A 14202-nucleotide genomic window follows, 5' to 3' on the forward strand; every position below is an offset into this window, starting at 1 on the left:
GAGCGGAACCCTCAACCGGCTTACGGTTCGGCTACGACCGAGGCGCCGGATCGCAGAGCGGCCGTCGCCCCGCGCGCGGCGAGCAAGGCGCTGTTGATCGAGATCTCGGCGCGCATGCCAGGTGCCGCCACCATGTCACCCGTGAGATAGACGTCGCCGCCCCGATCGACGGCGGGACGGTCACGCCAGGTGTTGCCGGGCAGATCCAATGCGCCCGTACGGTTCTTCGCGGTTGCGGCGTGGTCACCTACGACGCCGACACCGGCCGCCTCTCGGCCGCGTTCGTCTGGGAGTTGTTCCAAATAGCCGCCGCCGATGACGGTGATGTGTGTGTTCACGGTGCTTCCTCTCCTCGGTGGCCCGCCCGGTCCAGCCGGGCGGCGACCAGCTCCGCAGTGGCACGCAGGTAGCGGTCCGCGTCGACCGACGCCGGGTGCTCGCCGTCGAAGATGTCGGTGATCAGCCAGTAGTGCGCGAGGGCGCCGACCAGCACCGCGGCCGTGGCCGTCCAGTCCTGCTCGCCGCCGCCCGAGCCGGCAAGTTGCGCCAGCGCCCGCGTCACCACCGACATCACCACGCCGTACTCCTCGCGCTGGAACACCTCCAGAACGCCGGGGTCGATCGAGTTGTCGCGCAACAGGATCCGGGTCACGTCACGATCGTGGTCCAGCCGCTGCATACCGACGTGACACAGCGCGACGAGCCGATCGACGAGCGTCCCCTCCGGCGTCGCCGCGTCGAACAGCGCGACGAACGGGCGCCGCGCAACCCCCGAACGCGCCGAAAACGGCCGAAAACACGAAGAACACGACGGTAGGCTGATGCGCTGTCACCACGAAAGGATTGCGGTATGGCGGGCAAGCGCACGGTTCTCACCGCCGGCCTGCGCCGACTCGCGGCGCTGCTGACCGAGATGCGCGACAAAGTCGGACTCAGCAAAGAGGAAGTCAGCAGCCGCACCGGGATCAACGTGACGACGCTGTACCGGATCGAACAGGCCCAGGCCCGTCCGCAGCGCCGTACGCTGAACACCCTGCTCGACATCTACGAGGTCGATCCCGACCGGCGCAAGTACGCGCTCGAGCTCCTGTCGGACGCGCAGAAGCCCGGCATGTCCCGGCCTTGGGAGGCCAATCTCACCGAGGTGTACGCGGCCTACATCAACTTCGAATCCGAGGCACTGTCGGCCCGCCACTACCAAACCTCCTACATTCCAGGCCTTTTGCAGACGGAGCAGTACGCGGCCGCGGTGATCGACACGTCCATGCCGAAGGTCGAGACCGCGATCATGGAAAGCCGCGTCCACGCCCGGTTGAACCGTGCGACGGTGCTGGACAAGGAGAAACCGCTCGAACTGTGGGTGGTGCTGGACGAGGCGGCGATCCGCCGGGAGGTCGGCGGCCAGCAGACCATGCGCGGGCAGCTGGAGAAGCTGTTGCTGGAGGGCAAGCGGAAGAACGTGATCCTGCAAATCCTTCCGTTCAACGCGGGCGCTCATCCCGGCATGGCGGGCTCGTTCACGCTGCTCGACTTCGAGAATCCCGATGACAACGAACTCGTGTACGTGGAGGGCATCGCGGGCGACACACTCGTGGAGGGCCACAACGAGGTCCGCCGCTTCGGGGTGATCTTCGACCAGCTCCGGGCGATGGCGCTGAGTCCGCGCGATTCGGTCGCGTTGATCGAGGAGATCGTCGCCCGGATGAGCTAGCGTTCTGCGGTGTTCCGGCGACTGTCGCGCCGGAAGAATGGGTACTCCAAGGTCCCCCCCGTCACCGCGCACAGGAGTCTCCGATGGCCGACGTGTCCGCCGAACCAGCCACGCCCGAACCCAGTCTGCATCGGGTGATGGGGCCGGGACTGCTGCTGTTGTTCATCGTCGGCGACATTCTCGGCACCGGCATCTACGCGCTCACCGGGCGAGTCGCCGCCGAGGTGGGCGGCGCGGTGTGGGCGCCGTTCGTCGTCGCGTTCCTCGTCGCGCTGGTCACCGGATTCAGCTACCTCGAGCTGGTCACCAAGTACCCGCACGCCGCGGGGGCGGCGCTGTACACGCACAAGGCGTTCGGCATCCACTTCTTCACCTTCATGGTCGCCTTCGCGGTGCTGAGCTCCGGCATCACCTCGGCGGCCACTGCCTCGCGCGCGTTCGCGGCGAACTTCGCCGAGGCCTTCGACTTCGAAGTCGGCACCGGCATCGCGATCACCGCCGTCGCGCTGGCGTTCATGGCCGTGATCGCGGCCATCAACCTGCGCGGCGTCAGCGAGGGCGTCAAGGTGAACGTGCTGCTCACCTGCGTGGAGCTGACCGGCCTGCTGATCGTCATCGCGATCGGGCTGTGGGCGCTCGGCTTCGGCAACGGCGATTTCGGGCGCATCACCGAATTCGAGACCGGCGACCGCAGCGCGCTGGGCGGCGTGATCGTGGCGACCACGCTGGCCTTCTACGCGATGGTGGGTTTCGAGGACTCGGTGAACATGGCCGAGGAGTGCAAGGAACCGAACCGGATCTTCCCCAAGGTGCTGCTGACCGGACTGCTCGTCACCGGAACGATCTACGTGCTCGTCTCGATCACCTCGGTCGCGCTGGTGCCCACCGAGCAACTCGGTGAGGGCGACACCCCGCTGCTGAAGGTGGTCGAGGTCGGCGCGCCCGGATTCCCGACGCACGTCTTCGCGTTCATCACCATGTTCGCCGTGGCCAACTCGGCGCTGATCAACATGCTGATGGCGAGCAGGCTGCTCTACGGCATGGCGCGGCAAGCCGTCGTGCCGCGCGCATTCGGCCGGGTGCACGCCCGGCGGCGGACGCCGCAGGTCGCGATCGTCTTCACCACGCTGCTGGCGCTCGGCCTGATCGCGTTCGTCGGCGAGGTGCCCGAACTCGGCGGCACCACCGCGTTGCTGCTGCTCGCGGTGTTCACGGTGGTGAACGTCGCGGTGCTGGTACTGCGGCGGGATCCGGTCGAGCACAAACATTTCCGCACGCCGACCTTCCTCCCCGTTGTCGGGGCGCTGTCCTGCGGGTTCCTCGTCACGCCGTTCACCGACCGCAACCCCGATCAGTACCTGATCGCGGGCGTGCTGCTCGCCATCGGCATCGCGCTGTGGCTGCTGAACCAGCTGGCGATCCGCTCCCAGCGGGGCACTCCGCCGAAGACCGCGGCGCCGACTCCGGAAGCCTGATCCGCGACCGAGAACACCGCTGTTCGCGCAGGTAGCCGCGCCAGCGAGGTGTGCGGAACCCGGTCGGCCGCAATCGATCACGGCACCCATGTGACCGATCACCGGGATGACGCGGCGCGGCGGTGTCGGTAGAGTGAGCGCCGATGACCAGCATGGAAGCCCGTTTCGGCGACGCTCACCGGACGGTGCCGCTGCCCAGTCCGTGGAACCTCAACGCCTACCTGGCCGAGGTGGCCGCGCACCGCGGGCGCTCCATCTCGCTGCGACCGGTGCCGGCCGAGATGCTCGCCGAAAACGGTTGTCGCGGCAAAGGTCTGTGGGTCGCCCGCAAACACGACGACATCATCGTGTACGACGCCGAGGCCACCGAGCGCAATGCCGATCACATCATCCTGCACGAGATCGGGCACATGCTGCTCGGCCACGGCAGGGACGACTCCGAGGACGCCCCGCCGCTGTCGCCGAAGCTCGCCGCGCTGCTGCCCTCGATGGCGGCGCAGCATGTGCTGGGGCGCAACGAATTCGGCGCGGAGCGCGAGCAGGAGGCGGAGGTGTTCGCCGATATGACGATGGTGTACGCGACGCTGCCGCAGCGGCGCGGGCGCGGATTCCGGCTCTTCGGTCGCGGGCGCTAGACAGGGCCTAGACACCGTCCGGCACCCGGCGCGTTCCCGCTTGCAGCGCGTCCACCAGATCCTGGTAGACGTCGGCGAGTTCGACGACCTGCACCCACGCCTCGTAGAAGACCGGGTCCGGCGCCGCCGCCAGCGGGACGCAGGCCTGGGTGGTGAGCTGCGCGAGCCGGTCCACCATCCGCCCGACGGTCTCGCTGTGCGCGTGTGCGGCGCCGCCCGGCACCGGCGTCGCCAGCGTCATCCACCGGTCGATGGCCCGGACCAGCTGGTCGCGCCGCCGGTCCAGCTTCGCCACCTCGCGGGCCGGCGTGCGCTCCCGCAGCGCGTGCAGTTGCGCCAGCTCGCCCGCCGCCTCCAGCATCGGGTGATCGTCGTGCGGAAACCCGCGGCAGGCCGCGACCAGCTGCTCCTTGCCCGGCACCATCCAGTTGTCGGTCGTCACATCGCACCGCCTCCCCGCGCCACCATGATTCCGGAGCCGCGCCGCGGCGGGGAAGCGGACAAGCGGTCCGCCCGCCCTGCCCGCGCGTGCCAGGCCTATCAGAGGTGTACCACCCCGCAGCCGAATCCCGCGGCGCTTCAACAGATATCGATGATCCGCGCATCCTTTGCGAAGGCGGCGATCTCGTCGAGCCCCGGTCGGTATCCGCCTGTCGTGTCCACTTCGAGGGCGGGCGCGTCCAGCCGCACCCGCTGGAACGCGTCGTGCCGGGCACCGAGCGCCGCCGGATCCGGTTCGCCGGGCGCGGAATGCACGCGCCGCAGCGGCTCGTCGCGCCTGCGGCGGGCGATGCGATCCACCGCGACGTCCCGGTCCACGACGCAGTGCAGGAACCGGAGATCGGCCAGCTCGACCAGCGGCTCGAGCCCGGGCCGCCACAGGCGATCTTGGAAAGCCGCCTCGGCCACTGTGTCGACGCCCGCGCGCGCCAACACGGCGAGCACCTCGAAGAAGGTGTCGAGGGTACGCAGCGCGAGCTCGTCCTCCGGTGCGGGCTCGAACGTGGGATCGGCGTCCGCCATCCCCTGCTTGATCTCGTCCCGACTGATCACCGGCCAGCCGACGGTTCGGCCGAGCGCGTGCGCCAAGGTCGTCTTCCCCGAGCCGGGCGGGCCGCTGACGACGACCAGCCGCGGGCGTCGTACCGCGTGGCCGAGCGAGTCTGTCTCCATCACACGGTCCGAGGTTACGCACCCGGGACGGGGCGGGGGTGGCAAGCGCGCGCGGCCGCGGTGCGCCCCTCGGCCCGGCGTCCCGGAGCCCAGGTCGGTGCAATTTCGGGACTCGGGGAGCGAGGCGGCGAACACGGGTCTAGGCTGTCCGCCGTGGTCGAACCCCTACCGTCCGTCGCTCCTCATCCCGATATCGCACCGCTCGCCTCGTTGCTCGGCACCTGGCGCGGCGGCGGGCACGGTGAATACCCGACCATCGAACCGTTCGACTACCTGGAGGAGATACGGTTCGGCCATCTGGGCCGCCCGTTCCTCACCTACCGTCAGCGCACCCGCGCGGCCGACGGCAGCAGGTCGATGCACGCCGAGACCGGCTATCTGCGCTGCCCGCGGCCCGACCACGTCGAGCTGATCCTCGCCCACCCGACCGGCGTCACCGAGATCTGTGAGGGCGAGCTCACCATCACCGACGGTGAGGTGCGCATGGAGTTCGACTCCACCAGCATCGGCCGCAGCAGCACGGCGAAGTTGGTGACGGCGCTGGGCCGGTCGTTCCGTGTCGCGGGCGACACCATCGACTACACGCTGCGGATGGCCGCGGTCGGCGAACCTTTGACCCACCACCTGGCCGCGACCCTGCACCGCGCCTGACCCGTCACGGCGGCCCGACCGCCACGCAGGACTCGAACTCGCCGCCCGCGTCGCGATAGCGCGGCCAGCGCATCGCGCCCGAGGTCTGCGGCCCGAACACGCCGTCCTTGTCGATGCCGTGCAGGTCCTGCGCGTACAGCACGGCCAGGCCCGTCGCGGTGCCGTAGAAGCCGTCGGCGTCCGACAGATCCCGCTGGTAACACCGGCGCAGCGCGTCTTGGAGGGCGCGTACGCCCTCGATCGGCGCGGCGCGCGGCGCCTCGGGACCGCCGGGATGGGAGTCGACGTAGGACAGGATGCAGCGGCGTCCGCCGTCGTTCGTGGTCGGCAGCACGACGTGGTATCCGTCGCCGCTGGGCGCCTCGGTGGTGAAGTAGCAGCGCGGAGACAAGCCCGTCGTGCCCGTCGGCTCGGGCAGCGCCCTGGAGCCGGAATCCGCACGCACCGACAAGAACACGGCAGCGCCGACGAGTGCCGCGGCCACGCCCCCAAACGCCGCCACCCTCCTGCGAGTTCCGAAGCCACGCTTCGGTTCGGCACGCGTCGCCCCGGCCAGCGCCGCGGCCAGCTCGCCGCACGACTCGTACCGTTCGTCCGGAACGTCCCTCGTGGCTTTGGCCAGCACCGCGCCGACGCCTTCCGGCAGCGGATCGGCGATCATCGCGGCGGGCAATCGGCCGGTCAGCAGTTCGTAGCATGTGATGCCCAGCGCGTAGACGTCCGCGCGCCGGTCGACGCGTCCGCCGGTGCGCTGTTCCGGCGGGGCGTAGGACTCGGTGAACGCTCGGACACCGGTGTCGGTCTGGGTGGCGGCGGGGTCCGTCCGGCGCGCGATGCCGAAATCCCCGACCAGCACCCGGTCCGCGCCCGCGTCGCCGGGGGTGACGAAGATGTTCGCGGGCTTCACGTCCCGGTGCACGACATGGTGTTCGTGCGCGTAGTCGAGGGCCTTGGCCGCCTCGGCCACGATGTGCACCGCCCGGCCGAACTCGACGCCCGAGCGGTGGGCGCGGATCAGCGCCGCGAGGTCGCCGCCGGGCACGTAGCGCATGGACATCCACAGCCTGCCGTCTTCCTCGCCGAAGTCCTTGACGTCCACGATGTTCGGATGGTCGAGACCGGCCGCCAGCCGCGCCTCACGACGGAACAGCGCGGCGTACTCGGTGTCGGCGCGATCCGCGCCGACCACCTTCAGCGCCACCCGCATGGGCAGCGTCGGGTGCTTGGCGAGATACACCGTGCCCATTCCGCCGGAACCGAGCCGTCGTTCGATCAGATGACCCGCGAACACCGAGCCCGGCACCAATTCCGAAGCGACCACCCTCCGTGCACCTCCCTGTGCCACCGCGTCCGTGGGATCGGCGGTCCACCCGTGCTGCCCGCACCCGTGCCGATCTGCCCAGCAATCGCGCGGAAAGGCCCGTTGCCCGCGAAGCGGTTTCGCTCCGCGAGGGTCCGCCGCCGACCGCGGGCGATGCGTATGCTGAATCCACTCACCGTCGCCTTCGCATCGCGAGACGACTTGGCGCGCAGTGTAGTTGGGAGGGATGTGCCGTGGCCAGCGCCGGTTCCGATCCGCCCTCGGTCGACGTGCGAATACTCGGGCCGGTCCGGCTGCTGGTCGACGGCCACCACATCGCGCTGTCCGGCGCGAAGCCGCGCGCGCTGCTGGCCGTGCTCGTCGTCAACCGACGCAGGGCGGTCCCGAAAACCGCCTTGCTCGAGGCGGTCTGGGGCGACGATCCACCACCGCGCGCCATGGACGGTCTCTACGCGTACGTCTCGAATCTGCGTACCGTCTTTCGCGGAGCCGGAATTCAGGATCGCGACGTCCTGCGCACCGTCGACGCGGGATATCTTCTCGACATCACCGACGACCAGTGCGACGTCGGCCGCTTCGAAGTGGCGCGCGCCCGTGGCGCGGCGGCCGCCCGAGATGGCGACTCCCGCATGGCCGCAGCGTGTTTCGCGGCAGCCCTGGACGAGTGGAGCGGCGCTCCGCTGACCGGTCTCGACGAACTCGGCTTCGCCGCCAACTTCGCGACCGATATGACCGAGCGCAGACACGACGTGCTCGTCGACCGAATCGCCGCCGATATCGCCGACGGGCGCGCGAGCGCGGTGATCGGCGAGCTGACCGCGACAACCGCCGAGCGCGCCGTGGACGAACGGGTATGGCGGCTGCTGATCAAGGCGCTGTATGTGTCCGGACGGCAGGCCGACGCGCTGGCCGCCTGTCTCCGATTGCGCCGCAACCTGGTTCACGAGCTCGGCGCCGATCCGCAGCCGGAGACGGTGGAGCTGGAGGACGCGGTGCGCAACCATCGGGTACTGTCGGAGGCGCCGTCCACCCGGACCGCCACCACGCGCGACCTGCCGAACATCCGTCGCCTGGCCTGGCTACGCGTCGGCGACGGGGAGCGGATTCCGGTGCCGCCCTCGGGCCTGCGGATCGGCCGCGAATCCGACAACGACATCGTGCTCGATGACGCGCGGGTCAGCCGCAAGCACGCGCGGATTCTGCACCGCGACGACGGGATCTTCATCAGGGACCGGGATTCGGCCAACGGTGTCTACGTCAACGAGGTGCCGATCCGCGCCGACACCGCGCTCACGGACGGCGACGTCATCCGGGTCGGCTCGACGCGGCTGCGATACGGGGCCAACGAGGAACCCGCGCCACCGGCCTGACCAGGCGATTGCAGAAAGTCTCGAGATTCGCCGAAGTCGAGGGCCATAGCTTGCTGATCGGGAGCACCGCTCCCGTCCAGTAGCACTCGACAATGGATGGTTCCCATGACTTTTCGTACCCTGATCGCCGCCATCGCCCTCGCCGCCGGTCTGCTGACCGCGACCGCGCCCGCGTGGGCCGCCCCGGCCCCGAAGGACAGCGATCCCGCCGAGCGCGCCAAGGGCTGCGGGTACAGCGACTCGCACCCGACCATCAGTTACGGAAGCAGCGGCGACGCCGTCCGGCAGGCACAGTGTCTGCTGCACATGCACGGTTACCCGGTGAAGATCGACGGCGCCTTCGGGCCGGACACCCGGCAGGCCGTCGAGAAGTTCCAGTCCGCGCACGGCCTGAAGATCGATGGCGTGGTCGGACCGGACACGTGGACGGCGTTGTACTTCTACTGATCTCACGGGCGTCGCACCGGCGCGTGCTGCCCAGCGGCCCGGCGTCGTCGGGCACGCCGGGTGGCCGCCGTCAGTACCCAGTCGGCAACGCGGCGAACATATCTCGGGTCACCGCCACCGCGTTGTCCGAGCTGCCGCCCTTGACCAGCAACGTCGCGAAGGCCATATCACCGCGGTACCCCACGAACCACGAGTGCGACCCGCCGTCGACCTCGGCCTCGCCCGTCTTGCCGTACACCTCGCCCTGATCGGCGATGCGTTCGGCGGTGCCGCCGGTGACCACCTTGCGCATCATCGCGCGCAATCCCTCGATCACCTCCGCCGCGATCGCGGGCCGCTCTCCCTCGACTACGGTGGGCCGCCCGGCGATCAGGTACGGCACGGGCGCCGAGCCGTGCGCGATGGTCGCCGCCATCACCGCCATGCCGAACGGGCTGACCACCACTTTGCCCTGACCGATCCCGTCCTCGGTGCGCTGCACCAGATCGTCGGCCGGCGGCACCGATCCGGACGCGGTGGGCAGCCCGACCACCGAATAGTCCTGGCCCACTCCGAGTTTCGCGGCGGTCGTCGCCAGCGCGTCGGCGGGCAGCTGGCTGGCGAGCTTGGCGAAGGAAGTGTTGCAGGACCGTTCGTAGGCGGTGGCCATCGGGACGTTGCCGACGGTGAAATGGTTGTAGTTGGGGATGGTGCGCTCGCCGATGACGATACTGCTCGGACAGGGCAGCACGGTGTCGGGCGTGGCGAGGCCCTCGGCCATGGCCGCGGCGGCGGTCACCGTCTTGAACACCGAGCCGGGCGGATACTGGCCGATGGTGGCCATCGGCCCGTCCCGGTCCGCCTCCTCGTTCTGCGCGACCGCGAGGATCGCGCCGGTCGACGGGCGCAGCACGACCATCATGGTCTGCTCGGTGCGCAGGTCGACGGCGCGCTGGGCGGCGTTCTGCACGTAGCGGTCGATGCTCAGCGCGAACGACGGCGCCGGTTGCGCGGGCACCTCGGTGAGCACGGCGGTGTCGGCGCCGTGGGTGTTCATGGTGACCACGCTCCAGCCCGACTTGCCGTCCACCTCGGCGATCACCGTCTGGCGCACCTGCGTCATCAGATCGGGGGCGAAGGCGCGGTCGGTGGGCACCATGTCCCACTCCTGGGTCAGCGTCACACCGGGCAGCCCGATGAGTTCGGAGCCGACTTGGTTGTATTCGACCTCGGTCAGCAGCAGGACGGTGTAGGCGCCGTTGATGTTCCGCGCCGCCTTCAGGATGGTCTCGGGGGTGAGGCGCTCGTCGAAACGCAGCAGTGCTCGCGACAGCGCGGTCGCCACCGCGGCGGGATCGGCGGCGTCGGCCGCGGTGAAGGCGACGCGGGAGACCTTGCCCGGCACCAGGACATCACTACCGGACTGCTCGTTCACCCTGGCGCGCGGGGCCGGGTTCGCGCGCAGCTCCATGGTCTGGGTGTCGCCGAGTTCGGGGTGGATGTTCGAGGACGTCCACCGCACCATCCAGCGACCGCCGGTGCGGCCCATCTGCAGCTGGCCGGTATAGGTCCAGGTGCGGTTCTTCGGCAGCCGCCACTCGTAGGTGTAATCGACGGTCGCTGTGTCACCGGTGACGCGGGCCGCGCCCGTGCGTGCGGTCAGTTCCTCCGCCTGTAGGTTCTGCCACGCGGAAGTCAGTGCGGCGGTGGCCTTCTCGGGCTGGCTGGTGAGTTCGGCGGCCGCGGTGAGATCGTTCTCGGCGAAGGCGGCGACAAAGGCGTCGGCGGCGGGCGCCGGGCCCTGCGGACCGGCCGAGCAGCCCGCAGCCGCGGCGGCGAGCACCGCGACGGCCAGCGGAATCAACATGCGTGTCGGCATCGCTGCCGATGGTACTGGCCAATTACCGGCAATTGCCTGCGGCGCACCGTTTCTCGGCCGATCGAGGCGGGGTGGTTTCCGGCCCCGCTCACCGGGACCGTGAGCCGTTCAGTCCAACAGGACGGTGGCGAATGTCGCGATCTGACGGAATCCGACGCGGCCATAGGCGCGGCGGGCCACCGTGTTGAAGTCGTTCACGTACAAGCTCGCGGTGCGCCCGGAGGCCACCACCGCGTTGGCCACCGCCGCGGTCCCGCTGGTGCCGACGCCTTTGCCGCGCCGGTCCGGATGCACCCACACGCCCTGGATCTGTCCGGTGCGCCGGGACATCGACCCGACCTCGGCCTTGAAGACCACCTCGCCGTCCTCGAAACGCGCCCAGGCACGGCCGGATTCGATGAGGTTCTGGATGCGGCGCCGATAGCCGCGACCGCCGTCGCCCGCTCTCGGATCGACGCCGACCTCCTCGATGAACATGGCGATCGCCGCGTTGAGGTAGCGGTCCAGCTCGTCCGGTCGCGCCCTGCGCACTTGCGGGTCGGCCGTGGCCAATGCGGGCTGGCCGAGCGCGAGCAGCGGTTGGGTGCCGCGCAGTTCCCGCTCCGGGCCCCAGCTGTCGCTCAGCATCTCCCACAGCGGCAGCGCGAGTTCCTGGCGGCCGACCACCGAGGAGCAGATCCGCGGCCAGCGCGTCGCGCGGTCGGCGAAAGCACGCAAGGCGTCGTTGTCGCCGCGCAGCGGCACCAGGTTCGCTCCGGAGAAGCAAAGGGATTCGGCGGGGCCGCCGCGGCTCCACAGCTCACCGTGCCCGCCCCTGGCGTCCAGCCCGTATTCCTGCAATCGGGCCGCGATCATGCACGAGGCGACCGGATCGCTGTCGAGCACTCGCAGGACCTGCGCCAGATCCCGGTTGGCGAGCTGACGCGCGGGGGCGAACTTCGCTCTTCGCGTCGGCTCCAGCAGACTCCGCACAATCGACAGCCTGCCACGAACGCGGCCGATGCGGTACGGGTATCCGAAACCCGCAGGTCGCGACGGGTCTCAGCCGACGGTGACGACCGGCTCCCCCGCGCCCGCGCTCTCGCCCATCTCCTCGGCGATGCGCATGGCCTCCTCGATCAGGGTCTCCACGATCTGCGCCTCCGGCACGGTCTTGACGACCTCGCCCTTGACGAAGATCTGCCCCTTGCCGTTGCCCGAGGCGACACCGAGATCCGCTTCGCGCGCCTCACCGGGGCCGTTCACGACGCAGCCCATCACCGCGACCCGCAGCGGCACCTCCATGCCCTCCAGACCGGCGGTCACCTCGTTGGCCAGCGTGTAGACGTCCACCTGGGCGCGACCGCAGGACGGGCAGGAGACGATCTCGAGCTTGCGCGGACGCAAATTCAGCGACTGCAGGATCTGCCCGCCGACCTTGACCTCCTCGGCGGGCGGCGCGGACAGCGAGACCCGGATGGTGTCGCCGATGCCCTCGCTCAGCAGCGCGCCGAACGCGACGGCGGACTTGATCGTGCCCTGGAACGCCGGACCTGCCTCGGTCACACCGAGGTGCAGCGGGTAGTCGCACTGCGCGGCCAGCTGCCGGTAGGCCTCGACCATGATCACCGGGTCGTTGTGCTTGACCGAGATCTTGATGTCGCCGAAGCCGTGCTCCTCGAACAGGCTCGCCTCCCACAGCGCCGACTCCACCAGCGCCTCGGGGGTGGCCTTGCCGTACTTCTCCATCATCCGCTTGTCCAGCGAACCGGCGTTCACGCCGATGCGGATCGGAATGCCAGCGGCGCCCGCGGCCTTCGCGACCTCCTTGACCCGGCCGTCGAACTCCTTGATGTTGCCCGGGTTCACGCGCACCGCGGCGCAGCCCGCATCGATGGCGGCGAAGATGTAGCGGGGCTGGAAGTGGATGTCGGCGATGACCGGGATCTGCGACTTGCGGGCAATGGTCGCCAGCGCGTCGGCGTCCTCCTGGCGGGGACAGGCGACCCGGACGATGTCGCAGCCCGAGGCGGTGAGCTCGGCGATCTGCTGCAGGGTCGCGTTGACGTCGTGGGTCTTGGTGGTGGTCATCGACTGCACCGAAATCGGGTGGTCGCTGCCCACGCCGACCCCGCCGACCATGAGCTGACGGGTCTTGCGCCGGGGCGCGAGAACGGCCGCGGGTGCGGCGGGCATTCCCAGTCCGATTGTGCTGGTCACTTTCGGCTGCCTACTTTCCGTACGTGTGCTGCGGGCCGTTCGCCTACCGAGCTTAGCGGCGCGCGGTGGACCACCACCCTGTGACGCCCGTGACACGGCATGACATCGAGTTGTCCCGCTATTGCCCGCGACAGGTTACCCCGGACGGGAGAACTCGAGGGAACTCAGGGAAACAGCCGGATCGGGTTGACGATGTCGGCGGCCAGCGTCAGCACCATGTACGCGCCGCCGAGCGCCACGGCGACGTACGTCGCCGGCAACAACTTGAGGTAGTCGACCGGACCGCCGGGCGCCAGACCGCGCCAGCCGCGAATGGTGTTGCGGATCTTCTCGTAGATCACCACTGCGATGTGACCGCCGTCCAGCGGCAGCAGCGGCAGGATGTTGAACGCGCCCAGGAAGAAGTTCAGGCTGGCCAGCATCAGCACGAACACCTGCCACAGGCCCGCCTGGGCGCTCTCGCCGCCGATGCGGCTCGCGCCGTAGATGCTGACCGGGGTCTCCGGATCGCGCGCGCCGCCGGTGACCGCGTCCCACAGCGCCGCGACCTTGGCGGGCATCTGCATCAGCGACTGGAAGGTGCGCACGAACAGGTCGCCGGTGAAGGTGGTCGCGGCGGGAATGGCCGTGACGATGTTGTACTTCTCGATCGGCGGCACGTCCAGGGTGACGCCGACCGCGCTGACCTCGGTCTTCGCGCCGTCCTTGGTGTAGCGCGTCACCGGCTGCGGGGCGACCGTCACCTGCACCCGCTCTCCGGCGCGGTCCACGGTGTAGGTGATCGGGCCCTGCTGCTTGCGGGTCTGCTCGGTGAACTCCGCCCAGGTGCCGACCGCGACGCCGTTCACTGCGGTGATGGTGTCGCCGGGCTGGAGTCCGCCCTGCTGGGCGGGGCCCGGGCCGGTGCACTGTTGCAGCGTCCCGTCCGGATTGGCGTCCGCGACACAGCTCAGGGTTCCCACCGTCGGGGCCGGCTCGTCCAGCCGCGGCAGACCCCATCCGACGGCGAGCACCACGATCAGCAGGAAGCCGAGCACGAAGTTCATGGCGATACCGCCCACCATGACCACGAGCCGCTTCCAAGTCGCCTGGCGGTACATGGCGCGGTCGAGGTCCTCGGGCCGCACCTCGTCCAGTGCCGTCATGCCCGCGATATCGCAGAAGCCGCCGAGCGGGATGGCCTTGACGCCGTATTCGGTCTCGCCACGATGGAAGGACCACAGGGTCGGGCCGAAGCCGACGAAGTAGCGGCGCACCTTCATGCCGGTGGCCTGGGCCGCCCACATGTGTCCGCATTCGTGCAGGGCGACCGAGATGAGGATGCCGAGCGCGAACAGCACGAACCCCATGGCGAACACCATT

At 69.7% G+C, this 14202-nt stretch carries 15 protein-coding genes; 6 read left to right on the top strand and 9 right to left on the bottom strand.

Features of this window, described 5'->3' with window-relative positions; genetic code table 11:
* Positions 1 to 20 precede the first annotated feature (20 nt).
* Complete coding sequence (locus AB0H49_RS20915; RefSeq protein WP_357253685.1) at positions 21 to 338, bottom strand: hypothetical protein; 318 nt, start codon at positions 336 to 338, stop codon at positions 21 to 23.
* Positions 335 to 652 (bottom strand): hypothetical protein, encoded by a 318-nt coding sequence (locus tag AB0H49_RS20920; RefSeq protein ID WP_354999371.1) that lies wholly within the window; start codon positions 650 to 652, stop codon positions 335 to 337. Before AB0H49_RS20920 ends, AB0H49_RS20915 begins: the two co-directional genes overlap by 4 nt.
* Before the next feature lie 198 nt (positions 653 to 850).
* On the opposite strand from AB0H49_RS20920, the gene AB0H49_RS20925 reads away from it, so the two are divergent.
* The 3 genes from AB0H49_RS20925 to AB0H49_RS20935 all read left to right on the top strand — a co-directional run bounded on the left by AB0H49_RS20925 (position 851) and on the right by AB0H49_RS20935 (position 3821).
* On the top strand, positions 851 to 1711 hold the full coding sequence (locus AB0H49_RS20925) for a helix-turn-helix transcriptional regulator (RefSeq protein ID WP_357253687.1): 861 nt from the start codon (positions 851 to 853) through the stop codon (positions 1709 to 1711).
* 83 nt (positions 1712 to 1794) lie between these two features.
* Positions 1795 to 3186, top strand: coding sequence for an APC family permease (locus AB0H49_RS20930; protein ID WP_354999369.1), 1392 nt, complete (start codon positions 1795 to 1797; stop codon positions 3184 to 3186).
* A gap of 143 nt (positions 3187 to 3329) precedes the next feature.
* Positions 3330 to 3821 (top strand): hypothetical protein, encoded by a 492-nt coding sequence (locus tag AB0H49_RS20935; protein WP_354999368.1) that lies wholly within the window; start codon positions 3330 to 3332, stop codon positions 3819 to 3821.
* Positions 3822 to 3828: 7 nt separating this feature from the next.
* Here AB0H49_RS20935 and AB0H49_RS20940 read toward each other — a convergent pair whose 3' ends face one another.
* Together AB0H49_RS20940 and AB0H49_RS20945 are read right to left on the bottom strand one after the other, a co-directional pair.
* The gene (locus AB0H49_RS20940) at positions 3829 to 4263 is read right to left on the bottom strand and encodes a DUF4254 domain-containing protein (RefSeq protein WP_354999367.1); all 435 of its coding nucleotides are present in this window, start codon (positions 4261 to 4263) and stop codon (positions 3829 to 3831) included.
* Between the two features lie 137 nt (positions 4264 to 4400).
* Positions 4401 to 4994 (bottom strand): AAA family ATPase, encoded by a 594-nt coding sequence (locus AB0H49_RS20945; protein ID WP_357253839.1) that lies wholly within the window; start codon positions 4992 to 4994, stop codon positions 4401 to 4403.
* Positions 4995 to 5147: 153 nt separating this feature from the next.
* Between AB0H49_RS20945 and AB0H49_RS20950 the strand changes: the two genes are divergently transcribed.
* Positions 5148 to 5645, top strand: coding sequence for a peroxynitrite isomerase (locus AB0H49_RS20950; RefSeq protein WP_354999366.1), 498 nt, complete (start codon positions 5148 to 5150; stop codon positions 5643 to 5645).
* Positions 5646 to 5649: 4 nt separating this feature from the next.
* On the opposite strand, the gene AB0H49_RS20955 is transcribed toward AB0H49_RS20950, so the two are convergent.
* Positions 5650 to 6966: a serine/threonine-protein kinase gene (locus tag AB0H49_RS20955; protein ID WP_354999365.1), complete on the bottom strand. Its 1317-nt coding sequence runs from the start codon at positions 6964 to 6966 to the stop codon at positions 5650 to 5652.
* A 233-nt stretch (positions 6967 to 7199) separates the two neighbouring features.
* Between AB0H49_RS20955 and AB0H49_RS20960 the strand changes: the two genes are divergently transcribed.
* The gene (locus AB0H49_RS20960; protein ID WP_357253690.1) at positions 7200 to 8336 is read left to right on the top strand and encodes a BTAD domain-containing putative transcriptional regulator; all 1137 of its coding nucleotides are present in this window, start codon (positions 7200 to 7202) and stop codon (positions 8334 to 8336) included.
* A gap of 105 nt (positions 8337 to 8441) precedes the next feature.
* Positions 8442 to 8783: a peptidoglycan-binding domain-containing protein gene (locus AB0H49_RS20965; protein WP_357253692.1), complete on the top strand. Its 342-nt coding sequence runs from the start codon at positions 8442 to 8444 to the stop codon at positions 8781 to 8783.
* A 70-nt stretch (positions 8784 to 8853) separates the two neighbouring features.
* Here AB0H49_RS20965 and AB0H49_RS20970 read toward each other — a convergent pair whose 3' ends face one another.
* The 4 genes from AB0H49_RS20970 to AB0H49_RS20985 all read right to left on the bottom strand — a co-directional run bounded on the left by AB0H49_RS20970 (position 8854) and on the right by AB0H49_RS20985 (position 14201).
* Positions 8854 to 10641: a penicillin-binding transpeptidase domain-containing protein gene (locus AB0H49_RS20970; protein ID WP_357253693.1), complete on the bottom strand. Its 1788-nt coding sequence runs from the start codon at positions 10639 to 10641 to the stop codon at positions 8854 to 8856.
* Between the two features lie 108 nt (positions 10642 to 10749).
* Positions 10750 to 11613, bottom strand: coding sequence for a GNAT family N-acetyltransferase (locus tag AB0H49_RS20975; protein WP_354999361.1), 864 nt, complete (start codon positions 11611 to 11613; stop codon positions 10750 to 10752).
* A 69-nt stretch (positions 11614 to 11682) separates the two neighbouring features.
* The gene (gene ispG, locus AB0H49_RS20980; RefSeq protein WP_141809548.1) at positions 11683 to 12840 is read right to left on the bottom strand and encodes a flavodoxin-dependent (E)-4-hydroxy-3-methylbut-2-enyl-diphosphate synthase; all 1158 of its coding nucleotides are present in this window, start codon (positions 12838 to 12840) and stop codon (positions 11683 to 11685) included.
* 164 nt (positions 12841 to 13004) lie between these two features.
* Positions 13005 to 14201 carry a M50 family metallopeptidase gene (locus tag AB0H49_RS20985; protein WP_354999360.1) on the bottom strand — a complete coding sequence of 399 codons (1197 nt, stop codon included), beginning with the start codon at positions 14199 to 14201 and terminating at the stop codon, positions 13005 to 13007.
* Position 14202 lies beyond the last annotated feature (1 nt).

The organism is Nocardia sp. NPDC050713 (genome assembly GCF_040654315.1).
In the GTDB taxonomy this organism is placed as follows: domain Bacteria; phylum Actinomycetota; class Actinomycetes; order Mycobacteriales; family Mycobacteriaceae; genus Nocardia.

What these genes read in the sequence shown, in the direction of transcription:
- AB0H49_RS20945 (WP_357253839.1), bottom strand. Translation starts at nt 4,994, where the DNA reads ATGGAGACAGACTCGCTCGGCCACGCGGTACGACGCCCGCGGCTGGTC.
- AB0H49_RS20985 (WP_354999360.1), bottom strand. Translation starts at nt 14,201, where the DNA reads ATGGTGTTCGCCATGGGGTTCGTGCTGTTCGCGCTCGGCATCCTCATC.
- AB0H49_RS20930 (WP_354999369.1), top strand. Translation starts at nt 1,795, where the DNA reads ATGGCCGACGTGTCCGCCGAACCAGCCACGCCCGAACCCAGTCTGCAT.
- AB0H49_RS20935 (WP_354999368.1), top strand. Translation starts at nt 3,330, where the DNA reads ATGACCAGCATGGAAGCCCGTTTCGGCGACGCTCACCGGACGGTGCCG.
- AB0H49_RS20965 (WP_357253692.1), top strand. Translation starts at nt 8,442, where the DNA reads ATGACTTTTCGTACCCTGATCGCCGCCATCGCCCTCGCCGCCGGTCTG.
- AB0H49_RS20970 (WP_357253693.1), bottom strand. Translation starts at nt 10,641, where the DNA reads ATGCCGACACGCATGTTGATTCCGCTGGCCGTCGCGGTGCTCGCCGCC.
- AB0H49_RS20925 (WP_357253687.1), top strand. Translation starts at nt 851, where the DNA reads ATGGCGGGCAAGCGCACGGTTCTCACCGCCGGCCTGCGCCGACTCGCG.